This is a genomic window from Streptomyces mayteni (genome assembly GCF_054783955.1).
Genome location: NZ_BAAGPR010000019.1, coordinates 12,871 through 29,433, shown reverse-complemented (window position 1 = coordinate 29,433; position 16,563 = coordinate 12,871). Strand labels below are relative to the sequence as shown.

Below are 16,563 nucleotides of genomic sequence, written 5' to 3'. Positions count from 1 at the left end.
CAGCATGACGGATACGACCACTCAGGTGGTGGTCGAGGCGGTCTCGCCCCCACCTGATTCGGCCACACCCCCGACCCCCGCCGCGGTGGCGGGGTCGTTGCCCGGCCGGCCGCTGGTCGCGGCGGGGGCGAACACGCTCGGCATGGTCTCGGCTGGCGCGCTGTCGGTCGGCGGGCCGGTCGGCCTGGCGGCGGCCGGTGTCGCCGCCGGGGCGATAGCGGGTGCTGCGGTGGTCCGCCGCGCGGCCCGCAACCGTCGCGACCGCCGCTGGCACGGCCAGACCGGCACGGTGGGGTGGCTGCCCGGCCGCCGCCAGGCACCGACTCAACCCCGCTCGCAGAACACGACGTTCGGCACGACCGCCCCGCCGCGGCCGACCCGCACCTCTGGTCGGCACGCCGCCCCGAGCAGCGGCGGCGGGGTGTTGGGGGCGGCGGCGCGTGCCGCTGGCCGCCGCAGCACCGGTACCTCTGGCTCTCCGAGTTCGAGCAGCAGGAACACCCCCGCCGGCCGCGGCCGTTCGGGCGGCGGCTCGTCGTCGCGGCCGGTCGAGCGGCCGGGCCGTTCGCCGGGCGGCGGCGGGGTGTCGTTGTCCAAAGAGGCCACCCCGCCGCGTCGCGAGCGTCGAACGAGCAAGCCGCGCGGGGGTGGCCTCTTCTCTCGCGCGGGTCACGCGGCCGTCGACCGGTACACCTCGCGGGCGCCGGTGTGGTCGGCGAATGCCCAGCGGCGGGCGGCCGATCGGATCGCGAAGGGCCAGGTCAAGGCACGCAAGGCGGCCGGTCTGGACCCGAGGACGGGCGAGCCGCTGGCCAAGCCCAAGAAGCCGGTCGACCTGCGGAAGCGCGCGCTGCGGCGGTCGGCGGCTCGGCATCGGGTGCGGATGGGCGTCGCCGCGCTGGCGGCCGGCACGGTCGGCGTGCTGTCCGGGGTGTGGAACTGGCGGCATCCCGGCAAGGCGTGGCACCACATGCGCACGGTGTGGGCCCGCGCGGCGGGCCGTGCGCGCGCTGCTCGTGAGCGTCGGGACGCGGCGATCCGCGGAGAGGAGACGCCGCGTGAGGTGCCGGTGCCCGCCGGCACGGTCAACGACCCCCACCGCCGGCAGCGGTCCAAGGCGCCGGTCGGTACCGGTGGCCGGGCGGTGCGGGTGGATCTCGGCAAGGCCAACACCAGGAAGGACTCCAGCGTGTCCGAGACGAACACGACGTTCACGAGGCTGTCGGACGCGGCCGACGTGATGTTGCAGGCCGCGTCCACCTTCGACCCCGAGCACATGAGCCAGTTCCAGGCCCTGATCGACGATCTTCCCACCGCCTTCAGCACGGTGCAGGAGACCCTGCGCGTGCTCGCGGAGATCTCCCGCGACCGGCTCCCGGTCGACCCGCGCGTGGTCGAGGAGATCGGCGAGGGCTTCCGCGCGATGAACCGTGTCGTCGCCGCCCTCGACGAGGTTCCCGTCGTCTACCGGCGGGTGCATGCGCAGGACATCGAGCGGAGCGAGAACCCGCGCAACGGGGTCGACTCCGAGCGCAAGTGGAACGTCTGAACCACCCCACCAACCACACCGCCGCGACCCCCACACCCGCGCCTGCCGGGGTGGGGGTCGTGGCCTTCCCCGGGAAGGGACACAGCGTCTTGACCAGCAACAAGAACGATCCTCGGGTGGACTGGTCGGCCGGGCACGGCGTGGTGTCCGGCACCATCAACGCCACCACCGGCGTCTTCACCACCACCGCCCTGGCGTCCGCCGCGGGCATGCCCGCCGGGTGGGCGTTGGCGGCCGGTGCGGCCGGGGCGCTCGGTACCACCGTCACCGGCATCCGGCGCCGGTTGACCCGCGCCACGGTCGCGTTCCGGGGCGCCTGCTGCCTGGCCGCCGGCACCTGGTCCTCATGGGCCCTCGCGGGCGACGGCCCGACCTCGCTGACCGCGCTCGGAGTGCTCGCGGTCGGCGGCACCCTCGCCGGGACGCTGGCGGCCGGTGTCGGCGGGCACGAGGTGACAGAGCAGTCCCGCCGCGCCACGCTGCTGGCGATCGGCACCCGCCGGCAGATGGCCGCCGACTGGATCGATCGGATCGCCCGCGTCTGCCACATCGAGGGCGTGGAGGTCATCGGCATCGAGCACTGGTCCACCGGCATGGGCTACACCCTCGAAATCAAGCTTCCCGCTGGCGGCGTGACCCGCAAGGCGATCGCCGACCGCACCGGAGCCCTGGCCGCCGACCTCGACCTGCCGAACGGCTGCGGGGTGGCCGTGAGCGAGGGGATGTCCCGCCGCCTGGTGCTGATCAAGGTCACCACCAAGAGCCTCGCGGGGCAGGAACTCCCCTTCCCCATCGAGGAGATGGCGGAGGTCACCACCGTCAACAACCCGCTCCCGCTCGCGCTCCTCAGCGACGGCGGGCGGGCGGAACTCGACCTGCGGCAAGCGTCCACGATCGTGGCCGGCACCACCGGCAGCGGCAAGACGAACTGGCTACACACCCTCATCGCCCGCCTGAACCAGTGCAACGACGTGCTGGTGTGGGTGATCGACCTCAACGGCGGCAGCCTGGCCCTTCCGTGGCTGCACGCCTGGCGCGAGGCGCAGACCGGTGCCGAGGGTTCGCGGTGGTCGGGCGCGGACATCCCCGCCCCGGGGGTCGACTGGGTGGCCTCGACTCCGAAGGAGGCGGCCCGGATGCTGCGGGCGGCGGTGCGGATCGCCAAGGCCCGCAAGGTCGCCTACCAGGAACACATGCGGGCCGAGGACGACGACAAGCTCCCGGTCGGTCCGACGCTGCCGGAGATCGTGATCCTGGTGGATGAGGGCGCGGAGGTCTCCGCCACCCGCGAGGCACGCCAGGTCGTGGCCGGTGTCTCCGAGGTCATCCGGATCGCCCGCGCCATGGCGATTCGCGCCGTGATGTCCGCGCTGCGGGTCACGCAGGACGTGTTGCCCGACCCGATGGTCCGCAAGATGGCGTCCAACCGGGTCTGCACGGGAGCCACCGAGGACAGCGAGTTGGGGCACTTCTTCGGCTGGCGCGCGCTCAGCGTCGAGGAGTCGTTCGACGGGCCCGGCTCCCTGCTCGTCGGCACGGACGGCAAGGGGCCCGAGAAGGGCCGCCAGGAGCGGATCACCCCCAGCGGGATCGAAGCCGTGTGCGCGGCCACGGCCACCCGCCGCCCCACCCTGGACGCTCCGTCCCTCGACGCCGCGGGCAGCGACTACCGCGACCGATGGACGTTGGAGCGCTGCGGCCACCTCTGGGGTCAACACGTCGAAGCCGCCACCGCGGCCGGCGGTGGTGAGGGGGCGCGGCCGGTGCGGGAGTGGAAGGCCACCGCCTCATGGGACCAGCCCCGCCGCCCCGACGTACCGAACATGACCGTGAGCGAGCTGGAGGCCATGTTCAACGCCCCCGCCGCCGACTCCCGCACCGACGGGAACGAGAGCGACGACGGCGCGGACGACGACACCGACTGGTCCGACCCGAGCGCCTGGGTCAGCGACCACGACCGGCACACCGCCCAGTCCGAACAGTCCGACGCCCGCCAGGCGGCGATGGCGCTGCTGTTCGCCGCCGGGCCGCAAGGAACCGGCGCGTCCGCGTTGGAGCGGGAGCTGAAGCCCAAGTTCGGCACCACCCGGCCGACCATCCACGGCTGGCTCAAGGCGTGGGTCGAGACCGGGGAGATCGTACGCGTCGGCAGCGGCAGCAAGACCCGCTACGTCCACCGCCAGCGCACCCCCGACAACCCCACCCAGGAGTGACCGACAGCGGCCTGAAGCCCCGCCTGTAGCCCTCCGGCACGGGCGGGGCCCGCCTGTCGCCGAACGCCGAAAATCCCCCTCTGACCTGCGGCACAACAGGCTACAGACAGGCAACAGACGACAGGCGACAGACAGATCGCGCTACAGGCCACACAACAGGCTGGAGAACCCCATGAACCGCGCGACGAACCCGCCCGACATCACCCTCTACCGCGACGACACCCCGCCCACGACGGCCCACCACGCGGCCCTCATCCACCCCGCCACCGGGCAGGCGCTCACCCCGCAGCAGGCCGCCCTACTGCTCGCGCTCGCCCAACAACACACCCCCGCCCCGGCCCCCGCCGCGCCGGTCGAGACCCGCGCATCGGGGCGAGCGAAGGACACCGCGCTCGTGATGGCGGCCGGCGGCGGCGGGCTCGGTGCGGCCACCGCCGGCATCGGCTACGGCTCCGGCCTGATCGCGTCCGCCTCGGGAGGACTCATGACCGCCGCCATCGCCCTGGCCATCGGCGCCGGATCCATCAGTGCTGCCCTGATGCTCCTGCGCGCCGCGTTCAGCCGCACCGAGCCCTCCGCCGCCGCCGATGCCGAGCAGCAGAAGCCCACCACCCACATCACCCAGAACATCCACGCGCACGGGCTGTTCGGCAAGGCCAACGGCACCGTCAACCACCGCTGACAGGAGGAACTCCGCGCGTGAGCTACTGGAGGCCGCGCCCCTCGCACCGCCGGGCCGCTTCGGGCGGCGACCGTACGCACAACGGCAGCCGATACCAGGTCCTCACGGTCTGGCCTGACGGCACCACCGGCCAGCCGTTCCACACCCAAGACCGCGCCCAGGCACGCCGCCACGCCCATCACCGGGTGGCGGAAGGCGCTCGCGTCACCATCACCCACTACATCCGCGGCGCGTGGCGCACGCTCCGCGAACTCACCCCAGGAGAGGAAACCCACTGATGTCTGCCGGAGAGACCCCGATGACCGTGGTCGGCAACCTGACCGACGACCCGGAACTGCGCTACACCCCGTCCGGTGCGGCGCTGCTGCGCTTCACCGTCGCCTCCACGCCCCGTGCCTACGACAAGGCGTCCGGGCAGTGGAAGGACGGGACCGCGATGTTCATGCGCTGCACGGCCTGGCGTGACCTGGCCGAGAACGCCGCCGGCTCCCTCGCGAAGGGGACCCGCGTGGTGGTCACCGGCCGCCTGCGTCAGCACAACTGGCAGAACGAGCAGGGCGAGAACCGCTCGATGCTCTCGTTGGAGGTGGACGACATCGGGCCGTCGCTGCGGTTCGCCACCGCCACCGTCCAGCGCACCAAGAACACCCAGCGGCCCGCCGCCTCGTCCAACGACCCCTGGAACACCGCCGCCCCGTCCGGGGGCGGTTCCACGTCGTACGACGACAAGCCGCCGTTCTGATCACGCCCGGGGCGGCGGCTCCACACCACATGCAGCCCGCCGCCCCGGGACCGCCCGTTCACGTCGAGAGAACAGGACACCCACCATCATGACGCATGCGCGCCAACCGGCGCCGACCTTCCCGCCAACCCGCGACAACCACCTCAACACCGCGCTCGAACTGGCCGCGGCCGGGGTGCCGGTGCTGCCCCTGCTCCCCCTCCGGGGTGGCAAGGCGCCGGTCGGGAACTGCCTCGCCTGCGCCAAGAACCGGTGCGGCGGACGCCCCACCATGAAGACCCCGGGCCCCTGCCACTGCCCCCGGCCGTGCCACGGCTGGGCCGCCGCCACCGCGAACCCGGCCGTGCTCGCCTCGCGGGAGTGGTCGGCGGCCTGGCGCCAGGCCGCGGCCGTCGCCTACCACCCCGCCGGGGCCACCGTCACCGTCGTCGACCTCGACGACCCGGCCGCCGTCGACTGGGCCCGCACCACCCTCCCGCCCACCCGCACCGTGACCACCTCACGCGGCGAGCACTGGATCTACCGAGGCACCACCACATCGGCCAACTCGGTGCGGCCCGGGGTCGACATCAAGTCCGCCATGGCCTACGCCCGCTGGCTCGGACCCGGCACCGGCACGATGACGCCCCTGCCCGACGCCGTCCGCGGGCTGCTCGTTCGAGAAGAGGCCACCCCGCCGCGCCGGGTGGTCTCTTCCAACCCGGCGCGCGCCGCGTGGGATCGGTCCGTGGCCACCGGATGCCGCCACACCGAGCGCTACGTCCGCACCGGCCTCGACAAGGGCCTGGCCATGATCCGGGCCCGCACCGAACAGGGCGCTGGATCGCAGGCGTTCGGCGTCGCGCGGTTCCTCGCCGCCCTGCACACCGAGTGCCCCGGCCCCTGCGGACTCGACGCGATCGCGGCCGACCTGATCGCCGCCGCCGTCGAGGTGGGTGTCCCCGAGCCCTACGCCACCCGCGCCGTGACCAACGGCCTCGCCAGTGCCACCGGAAGGAACGTCGCATGACCACGACGCCCGAGAACGGCGCCGCGCTGCTCGAAGAGGTCGAGCGGTTCCACCGCCGGTTCAACGCCTTCCCGTCCGAGGCCGCTTACGTCGCCGTGGTGCTGTGGGACGCCCATACGCACCTGCTCGACTGCTTCGACTCCACGCCCCGCCTCGCCTTCCTCAGCCCCGAGCCCGGGAGCGGGAAGACGCGCGCGATGGAGGTGACCAGCACGCTGGTGCCGCGTCCCATGCACGCGGTCAACGCCTCGCCTCCGGCGCTCTTTAGGGCCGTCGCCGATCAGGACGGGCGGCCGGTCGTGCTCTTCGACGAGATTGACACGATCTTCGGCCCCAAGGCCAAGGATCACGAGGAACTGCGGGGCCTGATCAACGCGGGGCATCGTCGCTCGGGCGTCTCCTACCGCTGCGTGGGCGACGGCGGGTCGCAGTCGGTCGTGGCCTTCCCGTCCTACTGCGCGGTGGCCGTGGCCGGGCTTGGGCATCTGCCCGACACCATCAAGGCGCGGTCGGTCATCATCCGCATGCGTCGCCGGGCCCGCACCGAGAAGGTCGAGCCCTACCGCACCCGGATCCATGAACCGGAGGGCAACTCCCTGCGGGATCGGCTCTCCCAGTGGGCCGCCAGTGTCCGTGAGCAGGTGGAAGGCGCCTGGCCGACCATGCCGGAGGGCATCACGGACCGCCCGGCCGACGTGTGGGAACCGCTGCTCGCGGTCGCCGACGCGGCCGGCGGCGACTGGCCCGAACGGGCCCGCGCCGCCTGCGTCGACCTCGTGAACGCCGTCGTCGACGACGACCGCGCATCCCTGGGCGTCCGGCTGCTGACCGACCTGCGCGACGCGGTGTTCTGCGGCGCCGACCGCATGCCCACCGCCGTCATCCTCGAACGCCTCAACGCCATGGACGACGCCCCCTGGGGAGACTTCGACGGGCAACCGCTCAACGCCCGCCGCCTCTCCCGCCTTCTGCGCGAGTACGTCACCGCCGACAACAAGCCCATCGCCGCGCGGAACATTCGCACCGGCTCGGGGGTCATCAAGGGCTACCTTGCGACCGACTTGCACGACGCGTGGAGCCGGTACTGCCCCCCACCCCCGGAGAACTCCGCTACACCCGCTACACCAGCCGCAGAACGGCTGCTGACCAGCGCCTAAGCCGTAGCGGACAAGCCACCCACCGCGCGCTACACCCCCGCTACACGCGCCGCAACCGCCACACCGGCCAGCGGCGCGTGTAGCGGAACCAATCCGCTACACCCCAGCCATCCGCTACAGAAACCAGGTCCCTGACCTGCGATGTAGCGGCGTAGCGGCTGTAGCGGATTCCAGAGGGAGGGGCGTCGCCCCTTTGGAGCTACCGAGGAGACAACTCGGATGTCCGCAGTAATCGCTGCGCCTGCCGACCGGCTTCTCTACCGACCGGAGGAAGCCGCGAAAGTGCTCGCCATCGGCCGATCGATGGTCTACGAGCTCATGGCGGCTGGAGAGCTGGAGTTCGTCGAGTTGAGCACCCGCTGTCGTCGTATCCGGCGCAGCGCGCTGGAGACGTACGTCGCGAACCTGACACCGCAAAGCCACTGAGTCGAGTACACCGAGGCACCCCCGGCACTGCCGGGGGTGCCTCCTGCATGGAGAAGCACGTGAGTTCTCGCAAGCCGAACATGGAATCGTCCATCTACCTCGGCAAAGACGGTCGGTGGCACGGACGCGTCACGATGGGTGTGAAGAACGACGGGAGCCCCGACCGCCGGCACCGCTCGGCCAAGACCGAGCCGGAGATCAAGCGCAAGGTCAAGGAACTGGAACAGCTGAGGGATGAAGGCCGCGCCCCGAAAGCCGGGCGGAAGCCGACCGTGGCTCAGTGGATGGAGACCTACCTGACCACGATCGCGAGCCTGAAGCTCAAGCCGCGCTCGCTGGACGACTACTGGTCGAAGACGCGCAACGACATCATCCCGGGCGTGGGCCAGCACCGACTGGACAAACTCGCCCCGGAGCACCTGGAGCGGCTGTACGCCGACATGTTGGAGGAGGGGCACGCGCCCTCCCACGTGTTGAAGGTCCACCGCATTCTGTCGAGGGCCCTCAAGATCGCGCATCGGCGCCGGATCATCTCGGAGAACGTGGCGACGCTGGTGGATCCGCCGTCTGTTGACGAGACCGAGGCGAACCCCTTCACCATCGCCCAGGCGAAAGCGTTCCTGCTGGCGGCGACGAAGCGCCCGACGTTCCTGCGTTGGGTCGTCGGGGTGGGCATGGGCTTCCGTCAGGGCGAAGTCCTCGGTCTGCGCTGGAAGTACGTGGACCTCGAAGCGGAGCTGTTCCACCCCCGCTGGCAGCTGCAGCGGCTCAAATGGCGGCACGGCTGTGCCGACCCGCACGCCTGCGGCACCCGGCTGCACCGCTTCGCGCCCTGCCCCGATCCCTGCGCAACGCACCGGCACTACACCCGCGGCTGCCCGGCGCCCTGCTCGAAGGACTGCACGCGCCACGCGAGCGTCTGCCCGGAACGCAAGGCTGGCGGACTCGTATTCACGCGCCCCAAGACGAAGAAGAGCCGAGAGCCGGTGCCGATCCCGCCGCCGTTCATCCCCCACCTGATCGCCCACCGCGCCGCCCAACAGGAAGCGCACACGGCGGCCGGGGAGCTGTGGGAGGAGCACGACGCGGTGTTCACCCGGCCCGACGGCCGTCCCCTCGACCCCCGGGCGGACTGGGAGGAGTTCAAGGAGTTGCTGAGCGAGGCGGGCATCACCGACCGCCGCCTCTACGACGGGAGCCGGCACACCGCCGGCACCATCCTGAACGAGCTGGGCGTCGACATGCCCACGATCATGGAGATCCTTCGGCACACCCAGATCAGCCAGACCCGGCGGTACGTGAAGGGACGATCCGAACTCTCGAAGGAGGCGATGCGGCGCATGGGCGACGCGTTCCTCCCACCACCCCGGGCCACGTCTGAGACCAGAACTGAGACCGGGGAGACACGAGCAGAGCGGGCGCGGCGGCGCCGCCGTATCCGCTGACACAGAGAACCCCAGGTCAGTGCATTCTGACCTGGGGTTCTCGGATGAGCCGCCTGAGGGAATCGAACCCTCGACCTACGCATTACGAGTGCGTCGCTCTGGCCGACTGAGCTAAGGCGGCGGGGCGCTGGGGACCCCCGTTGGGGGTACAGCGCTGGTTAGTCTACACAGGTTTGGGGGGTGCGCCCGAACGCCTTCGGCGGAGGAGGTCGTCGGTCGCTTCGCGCAGGGCGCGCAGGTGTTTGGCCCAGCGGCGGCAGTCTAAGCAGCTGGTCAGGTGGGTGTCGAGCTCATGCTCGATCACCTCGGGGGGCAGGGGGTCCCCCATGGATCTCGCCGATATGGCGGTCCGGAAGCGGATGCACGGCATGTGTACATGATCGCAGTCAGGAACAGGTGGTTCCGTCCTCCGGGCTGGTGTTCTGCAGCAGGTAGGCGTTGACGGCGTTGTCGACGCAGGGGCTGTTGCCGCCGTAGGCGCCGTGGCCGTCGCCGTCGTAGCTGAGGAGGATGCCGGAGGAGAGCTGGTCGGCCAGGCCCTCGGCCCAGGCGTAGGGGGTGGCTGGGTCGCGGAGGGTGCCGACGACCAGGATGTCGGCGGCGCCTTCGGCGGCGATGCTGACGGGGTGGCCGGTGGGCTCGACGGGCCAGGCGGCGCAGAGCAGGGTGGCCCAGGCGAAGTCGCGGCCGAAGGTGGGTGAGGCGTCCTCGAAGGAGCCGAGGTTGGACTCGAGCTCGGCCACGTCCGCGTTGCCGGCCGGGCTGTCAAGGCAGCTGATGGCGGGGAAGGCGAAGTTCGAGCTGCCGTAGGTGCCGTCGGGGCCGCGTTCGTTGTAGTCGTCGGCGAGGGCGAGCAGTTCGGCGCCCTGGCCGTCGTTCATGGCGGCGGAGAGGGCCGCGCGGAGGTCGGGCCAGAGGAACTCGGCGTACAGGGCGTTGGCCACGCCGGTGGTGGCCAACGACTCCGTCAGCGGGCGGTCGGTGCCGGTCGGCAGCGGTTCGGCGTCGACCTGCTCGAAGAAGGCGCTGAGGCGGGCCGACGCGTCGTCCGCGCCCTCGGTGCCCAGCGCGCATTGGGGGAAGGACGCGGTGCAGTCCTCGGCGAACGAGCGGAACGCGGTCTCGAAGCCGCCGGACTGCTCGCGGTCGGTGTAGAGAGTGGGCAGCCGCGGGTCCATCGCGGCGTCCAGCACGAGCCGGCCGACGCGCTGCGGAAAGAGGCCGGCGTAGACGGCGCCGAGCTTGGTGCCATAGGAGAAGCCGAGGTAGTGGAGCTGGTCGTCGCCGAGGACGGAGCGGTACACGTCCATGTCGCGGGCGGTTTCGACGGTGGAGATGTGCGACAGCAGGTCGGCCCCCGAGTTCTCCGCGCAGGCGGTGGCGAACTCTTCGAAGGCGGCGAGGAGTTCGTCCTGTTCGGCCTCGTCGTCCGGGGTGCGGTCGGTCATCGTGTACTCGTCCATCGCCGCGCCGTTCAGGCACTCGATGGGCTGGCTGCCGCCGGTGCCGCGCGGGTCGATGCCGACCATGTCGTAGCGGGCCAGGACCTCGGACGGGAAGATGTACTCGGCGGAGCTCTGGACGAAGTCGACCGCGGAGGCGCCTGGGCCGCCCGGGTTCATCATGAGGGCGCCGATCCGCTGGCCCGGGTTGGTGGCCTCGGAGCGGGTGACCCGCAGCTCCAGGTCGCCGCCGCCCGGGTTCTCGTAGTCCAGCGGGACGGTCAGGGTGGCGCACTCGTAGCCCCCGCCGCAGGCGGACCAGGCCAACTCCTGGTCGTAGTACGACTGGAGCTCACCCGGGATCTCCTCGGGCAGCGGTTCGAGGGCCGGGGCGTCCGGCGGGGGCTCCGTGGAGCCGCCGGCCTCGGAGGGCGAGGGGTCGAGCGCGTCGAGACCCGCCCGCGACGAGCAGGCGGTGGCCAGCAGGGCGGTGGCGACGCAGAGCGTCAGAACCGTTTTGCGTGGTGCGCGCATCATTCCCCCGTTGTCCGTGGTGCGACTTCCCCCAGGAGCGTAGCCGCTCAGCGCAGGGCCATGGTCATCGCCTCGACGGCGAGCAGCGGCGCCACGTTCCGGTCGAGGGCCTCGCGGCACTCCAGGATGGCCTCCATCCGGCGCAGCGTCTGCTCGGGGCGGGAGGCCGTGGCGACCCGCTCGACGGCGACGGCGCTCTCGCCGCCGGCGTGGGCGATGCCGGAGCCGAACTGCCGGGCGAGCACGTCGCGGTAGAAGCCGGTGAGGTCGGTGAGGGCGAGATCCAGCGCGTCCCGCTGGGTGCGGGTGGCGCGGCGCTTCTGCCGGTCCTCGAGGTCCTTCATGGCGCCCGCGGTGCCGCGCGGCAGCCGCTTGCCGTCGGCGGCGCCCAGGGCGGCGCGCAGTTCCTCGGTCTCCTTCTCGTCGAGCTCCTCGGCGAGCTGCTTGGCGTCCTCGGCGGCCGCGTCGACCAGCTCCTGGGCGGCGCGCAGGCAGCCGCCGACGTCCCCGACGCGCTCGGGCAGCCGGAGGACGGCGAGCCGGCGGGTGCGGGCCCGCTCGTCGGTGGCGAGCCGGCGGGCCCGGTCGACGTGGCCCTGGGTGGCCTGGGCGGCGGCCCTGGCGACCTCGGGCTCGACGCCGTCGCGCCGGATCAGCAGGTCGGCGACGGCGGCGACGGGCGGGGTGCGCAGCGAGAGCTGGCGGCAGCGGGAGCGGATGGTGGGCAGCACGTCCTCGATGGAGGGCGCGCAGAGCAGCCAGACGGTGCGCGGGGCGGGCTCCTCGACGGCCTTGAGCAGCACGTTGCCCGCGCCCTCGGTGAGCCGGTCGGCGTCCTCAAGGACGATCACCTGCCAGCGCCCGGAGGCGGGCGACAGCTGCGCGCGGCGGACCAGCGCCCTGGTCTCCTTGACGCCGATGGTGAGCAGGTCGGTGCGGATCGCCTCGACGTCGGCGTGGGTGCCGATCAGGGCGGTGTGGCAGCCGTCGCAGAAGCCGCAGCCCGGCTGGCCGCCGAGCGCCCGGTCGGGGCTGACGCACTGGAGGGCGGCGGCGAAGGCGCGGGCGGCCTCGGCCCGGCCGGAGCCCGGCGGGCCGGTGAAGAGCCAGGCGTGTGTCATGGCCGAGCCGGCGAGCCGGGGCTCCTCGCCGCGCCCGACGGCGGTGACGAACGCGTCCGCGTCTCGCGCGGCGGCGGCAAGCTGCGCCGCCACCCGCTCCTGGCCGACCAGATCGTCCCAGACCGGCATCGCACGCTCCTCTCCACCGGTGCCTCGTCGCCGTGCGGCGACGACCACCATTCTGCGGCACGGCACCGACAGCGCCGCCGTTCGGAGGATTTCGCGCGGAGGGGGAAGGCCCGGGGCGGCGACGCGGCGTCAGGAGGCGGCGAGCCGGATGGGGGCGTGTGATGTTTTACGCATGATGCGCATTTCGCTGGGACGTTCGTGGGGTTATGCGACGACCGCCGTCGCCGCGCTGCTGTTGGCGGCCTGGTCGACGACGACGACGGCGGCGGCCGGGCCGGCCGACGGGATCGTGCCGGGGGCGAGTTCGGCCCTCGGGCTCTCGTCGAGCCTGGGCGGGGTCGACGTCGAGGAGGCGCGGGCCAGCTATCCGGAGGGTCCGCTGCGGGACGCCGTGGAGGCGGTCGACGTGGGCGCCGCCGACACCGAGTCCGTGGACGGGGCGTCCACCGCGTCGGGCACGGCGCTCGGCGCGGAGGCGAGCGTCACCGGGAACGACACCACCGGCGCGGCCGCGGCCCAGGGCGGGGTAGCGGAGCTGGCCCTGGACCTGGGCCCGGACGTCGGGACGCTCACCACCGGGGCGGTGAGGGCGGACTGCTCGGCGGCGCCCGACGCGGAACCGGCCGGCACCGTGTCCCTCACCGATGCCAGCCTCAGCCTGCCGGGCCGCGGCACCCTGACGTTCGACGAGGCGCCGACGGCCAACACCACCGTGCGGCTGCCGGACGGCCTCGGCCAGGTGGTGCTCAACGAGCAGCGCGCCGCCGAGGACGGGTCGCTGACCGTCAACGCGCTGCGCGTGGAGCTGACGGACGACGGCGACCTGACGCTCGGCAGCGCCAGCTGCCGGGGCGGCGGCCCGGTGGACGAGCGGCCGGCGGACGAGCAGATCGCGGACGAGCCGCCGGCCGAGGAGACCGAAGAGTCCGAGAAGACCGGCGGCGCGGCGAGCGAGCGGGGCTGACGGCTACCGCTTGCGGCGGTCGTCGTCCTGGCCCTCGCCCTCGTCCTCACCCCGGTGCGGGCCGAGCAACTCGTCGGCCAGCGTGGGCAGATCGTCGAGCGGCGTCTCCTCGGCCCACTGCGGCCGCGGGCGCGGCCGGTCGGGGCCGAGCTGGGGCAGCTGGCGCGTCTCGTCCAGGGCGTCGCCGCGCTCGACGCGGTCGCCGCGCTCGCGCGGCGCGGACGCCGGCGGCTCAGGCGTCTCGGGGCGCGGGATGACGGCCGTGTCCTCCTCGTCGGGGCCGGCGGGGGCGGCGGGGGCGGCGGGGCGGTGCGCCGGCGGCTGGGGCAGTTGCACCGTCTCGGCGTTGTCGGAGGCGCGCCTGGCCTCCTCCTCGGCCCGCAGCAGGGCCTCCTCGGCCTTCCGCTGCTTCTCGAGCCGCCGGGCCTCGGCCTCGGCGCGCAGCCTGGCCTCCTCCTCGGCCGCCCGACGGCGGCGCTCCTCCTCCTCGCGGAGGCGGCGCTCCTCCTCGGCCCGCCGCTTGGCCTCCTCCTCGGCGCGGCGGCGTTCCTCCTCCGCACGACGACGGGCGTCCTCCTCGCGGCGCCTGACCTCCTCGGCGCGCCTGGCCTCCTCGACCAGCCGGCGCTCCTCGTCCTCGCGGCGCTTGCGCTCCTCCTCCTCGGCGCGCAGCCGGGCGAGCTCCTCCTGGCGCTCGCGCTCCAGGCGCTCTTCCTCCTCCTTGCGCTGCCGCTCCTCCTCGGCGCGGCGGCGGGCCTCCTCCTCGGCCTTGCGCCGCGCCTCCTCGCGGGCGCGCAGCTCGGCCTCGGAGAGCGGCAGCATCTGGTCGAGGCGGTGGCGGGCCGCGGTGGTGACGGACTCCGGGTCCTGGCCGGCGTCGACCACCAGGTAGCGGGCCGGGTCGGCGGCGGCGAGCGCCAGGAAGCCGGCGCGCACCCGCTGGTGGAACTCGCTGGACTCGGACTCCAGGCGGTCGGGCGCCTCGGTGAAGCGCTCCCGCGCGGTTTCCGGGGAGACGTCGAGCAGGACCGTGAGGTGCGGCACGAGGCCGCCGGTGGCCCAGCGCGAGATGCGGGCGACCTCGGTGGGCGACAGGTCGCGGCCGGCGCCCTGGTAGGCGACGGACGAGTCGACGTAGCGGTCGGTGATGACCACCGCGCCGCGCTCCAGCGCGGGGCGGATGACGGTCTCCACGTGCTCGGCGCGGTCGGCCGCGTAGAGCAGCGCCTCGGCCTGGTGCGAGAGACCGCCCGACGAGACGTCGAGCAGGATGGAGCGGAGCCGCTGCCCGATCGGGGTGGCGCCGGGCTCCCGGGTGACCACCACCTCGTGGCCCTTGGCCCTGATCCACTCGGCGAGCTTGTCGACCTGGGTGGACTTGCCCGCGCCGTCCCCGCCCTCGACGGCGATGAAGAAGCCGGACTCGGCCTGGCCGGAGGGCGGTTCGACGTTGCGCCGGACCGCGTCGGCCAGGTCGCGGCGGAACGGGACGCCGCGCCGGTCGTCGGTGCGGCCGAGCACGACGGCGGCGACCGGCAGCAGCAGGGCGCCGACGATCATCAGGGTGAAGGCGGCGCCGCCGTGCTGGATGACGAAGTCGCCGCGCTCGACGCGGTGCGGGCCGATCAGCCCGGCGGCCAGCGGCGCCGCGACGGCGGCCAGCGCGATCGCGACCCGCACCACCGCGTTCAGGTGGCGGGTGAGTTCGGACCGGCGGAACTCCTCGGTCTCCTGGTCGAGCAGCACGTGCCCGGTGTTGGCGGCGATGCCCGCGACCACGCCGGTGGCGAGCGCCGTGAACAGCACGGTCGCCGGGTCGGCGATCATGCCCACGCCGAACAGGCCGAGCCCGGTCAGCGCCAGGGTCAGCGCGAAGAGGCGCCGGCGGGAGAGCGCGGGCACGGTGAGCGGGGCGAGCCGCACGCCGGCGGCCACGCCACCGGTGAGGCCGAGCACCAGCAGCCCGAAGGAGACCGGGCCGCCGCCGAACTCGAGGACGCGCAGCGCGCCGAGCGCCACGGCGGCCGCGACGGCCGCCGCGACCGAGGCGCAGCCGAGCACCAGCAGCGGGATGGCGCCGGTGCGGCCCTTGTCGGGGGCGGTGCCGGCGGCCGGCCGGCGCAGGCCCTCGAGCGGGGAGAGCGGCCGGCGCGCGTCGGCGGTGGGCAGCTCCATCGTGATGAGCACGGAGATGGCGGCGGCGAAGAACCCGGCGGCGACGTACGAGGCGAGCGCCGCCTGGTGGGTGGAGAACCAGTCGAGCGCGGTGGCCAGCAGGTTGCTCACCAGCGAGGCGGCGACCAGCGCGACGGCCGCGGTCGGCAGCGCCAGATAGCCGCCGCGCAGCCAGAGCCGGCGCAGCGCCTCGCGGTGGTCGGGCAGCGGGCGGACGGCCGCGCCCTCGGGCGGCGGCGCGGGCAGCAGCGCGGGGGCGACGCCGTCCCGCGCGGTGGTCCAGGCGCTTTCGCCGACGCCGAGCAGGAAGACGGTGGCCAGCAGGTAGGCGTAGGCGCTGTCCGGCGTCCAGTCGATCCAGAGCGGCGCGACGATCAGCAGGACGGCGCGGACGCCGTCGAGGGCGACCATCGTCCAGCGCCGGTCGAGCGGCCCGGCCGGCGACAGCAGGCCGGCGATCGGGCCGAGGAGCAGGACTCCGGCGAGCGCGGTGGCGACCAGCCGGACGGCGAACACGACGGTGACGGCGAGCGCGACCCCCCGGTACTCGCCGCCGAACAGCGGCTCGCCGCCGCCCTCCGGCACGTGCAGGGCGGCCTGCACGCTGAGCAGGACGAGGGCGAGCAGCGCCAGCGCGTCGCCCGCGGCGCCGCTGAGCTGGGCCTCCCAGAGCCGGCGCAGCGCGGGAACCTGGAGCAGCGCCCGCCTGGCGCGCTCGCGTGAGTCGGTGGCGAGCGCCTCGTCGGCGGCGCCGTCGGCCGGGTCGACGACCTGTGGTTGCTCTGCTCGCGTCATTCGGCCAGCGTAACGTTCACCACCGACAGCAAGCGCACCCACCCGAACAATTGACGGAGCCTGCACGCTCCGCTGGAAGAGCCGCGCCGGGCCGCTGGTTACCCGCGGCGCCGTCGTGGCTGGTCGCGCCCACGCGGCGGAGCCGCACGACGCGGACCGCCCCGCGCCCCCTTGGGGCGC

14 protein-coding genes and 1 tRNA gene are annotated in these 16,563 nt (G+C 73.5%); 10 read left to right on the top strand and 5 right to left on the bottom strand.

The features are described 5' to 3' along the window. Nucleotides 1-324 precede the first annotated feature (324 nt). Complete coding sequence (locus ACYVPE_RS11685; RefSeq protein WP_461033429.1) at nucleotides 325-597, bottom strand: hypothetical protein; 273 nt, start codon at nucleotides 595-597, stop codon at nucleotides 325-327. 109 nt (nucleotides 598-706) lie between these two features. On the opposite strand from ACYVPE_RS11685, the gene ACYVPE_RS11680 reads away from it, so the two are divergent. The 9 genes from ACYVPE_RS11680 (at nucleotide 707) to ACYVPE_RS11640 (ending at nucleotide 9,223) form a co-directional block, all read left to right on the top strand. Continuing rightward, complete coding sequence (locus ACYVPE_RS11680) at nucleotides 707-1,549, top strand: hypothetical protein (protein ID WP_461033428.1); 843 nt, start codon at nucleotides 707-709, stop codon at nucleotides 1,547-1,549. An 89-nt stretch (nucleotides 1,550-1,638) separates the two neighbouring features. Beyond that, nucleotides 1,639-3,762 carry a hypothetical protein gene (locus ACYVPE_RS11675; protein WP_461033427.1) on the top strand — a complete coding sequence of 708 codons (2,124 nt, stop codon included), beginning with the start codon at nucleotides 1,639-1,641 and terminating at the stop codon, nucleotides 3,760-3,762. Between the two features lie 172 nt (nucleotides 3,763-3,934). Then, the gene (locus ACYVPE_RS11670) at nucleotides 3,935-4,444 is read left to right on the top strand and encodes a hypothetical protein (protein ID WP_461033426.1); all 510 of its coding nucleotides are present in this window, start codon (nucleotides 3,935-3,937) and stop codon (nucleotides 4,442-4,444) included. A gap of 17 nt (nucleotides 4,445-4,461) precedes the next feature. Further along, the gene (locus tag ACYVPE_RS11665) at nucleotides 4,462-4,722 is read left to right on the top strand and encodes a hypothetical protein (RefSeq protein WP_461033425.1); all 261 of its coding nucleotides are present in this window, start codon (nucleotides 4,462-4,464) and stop codon (nucleotides 4,720-4,722) included. Beyond that, nucleotides 4,722-5,186 (top strand): single-stranded DNA-binding protein, encoded by a 465-nt coding sequence (locus ACYVPE_RS11660; RefSeq protein ID WP_461033424.1) that lies wholly within the window; start codon nucleotides 4,722-4,724, stop codon nucleotides 5,184-5,186. Before ACYVPE_RS11665 ends, ACYVPE_RS11660 begins: the two co-directional genes overlap by 1 nt. Before the next feature lie 88 nt (nucleotides 5,187-5,274). Then, nucleotides 5,275-6,195 (top strand): bifunctional DNA primase/polymerase, encoded by a 921-nt coding sequence (locus ACYVPE_RS11655; protein ID WP_461033423.1) that lies wholly within the window; start codon nucleotides 5,275-5,277, stop codon nucleotides 6,193-6,195. Continuing rightward, on the top strand, nucleotides 6,192-7,352 hold the full coding sequence (locus tag ACYVPE_RS11650; protein WP_461033422.1) for a DUF3631 domain-containing protein: 1,161 nt from the start codon (nucleotides 6,192-6,194) through the stop codon (nucleotides 7,350-7,352). Before ACYVPE_RS11655 ends, ACYVPE_RS11650 begins: the two co-directional genes overlap by 4 nt. A 219-nt stretch (nucleotides 7,353-7,571) precedes the next feature. Next, nucleotides 7,572-7,778 (top strand): excisionase family DNA-binding protein, encoded by a 207-nt coding sequence (locus ACYVPE_RS11645; protein ID WP_461033421.1) that lies wholly within the window; start codon nucleotides 7,572-7,574, stop codon nucleotides 7,776-7,778. A 59-nt stretch (nucleotides 7,779-7,837) separates the two neighbouring features. Continuing rightward, nucleotides 7,838-9,223, top strand: a complete 1,386-nt coding sequence (locus ACYVPE_RS11640; RefSeq protein WP_461033488.1) for a tyrosine-type recombinase/integrase — start codon at nucleotides 7,838-7,840, stop codon at nucleotides 9,221-9,223. Nucleotides 9,224-9,270: 47 nt separating this feature from the next. On the opposite strand, the gene ACYVPE_RS11635 is transcribed toward ACYVPE_RS11640, so the two are convergent. The 3 genes from ACYVPE_RS11635 to ACYVPE_RS11625 all read right to left on the bottom strand — a co-directional run bounded on the left by ACYVPE_RS11635 (nucleotide 9,271) and on the right by ACYVPE_RS11625 (nucleotide 12,449). Further along, nucleotides 9,271-9,344 (bottom strand) — tRNA-Thr (locus ACYVPE_RS11635). 265 nt (nucleotides 9,345-9,609) lie between these two features. Then, nucleotides 9,610-11,202, bottom strand: coding sequence for an alpha/beta hydrolase (locus ACYVPE_RS11630; protein ID WP_461033420.1), 1,593 nt, complete (start codon nucleotides 11,200-11,202; stop codon nucleotides 9,610-9,612). Between the two features lie 44 nt (nucleotides 11,203-11,246). Further along, nucleotides 11,247-12,449, bottom strand: a complete 1,203-nt coding sequence (locus tag ACYVPE_RS11625) for a DNA polymerase III subunit delta' (RefSeq protein WP_461033419.1) — start codon at nucleotides 12,447-12,449, stop codon at nucleotides 11,247-11,249. Between the two features lie 172 nt (nucleotides 12,450-12,621). On the opposite strand from ACYVPE_RS11625, the gene ACYVPE_RS11620 reads away from it, so the two are divergent. Continuing rightward, nucleotides 12,622-13,413, top strand: coding sequence for a choice-of-anchor P family protein (locus ACYVPE_RS11620; protein WP_461033418.1), 792 nt, complete (start codon nucleotides 12,622-12,624; stop codon nucleotides 13,411-13,413). Between the two features lie 3 nt (nucleotides 13,414-13,416). On the opposite strand, the gene tmk is transcribed toward ACYVPE_RS11620, so the two are convergent. Then, nucleotides 13,417-16,383: a dTMP kinase gene (tmk, locus tag ACYVPE_RS11615; RefSeq protein WP_461033417.1), complete on the bottom strand. Its 2,967-nt coding sequence runs from the start codon at nucleotides 16,381-16,383 to the stop codon at nucleotides 13,417-13,419. Nucleotides 16,384-16,563: the final 180 nt, after the last annotated feature.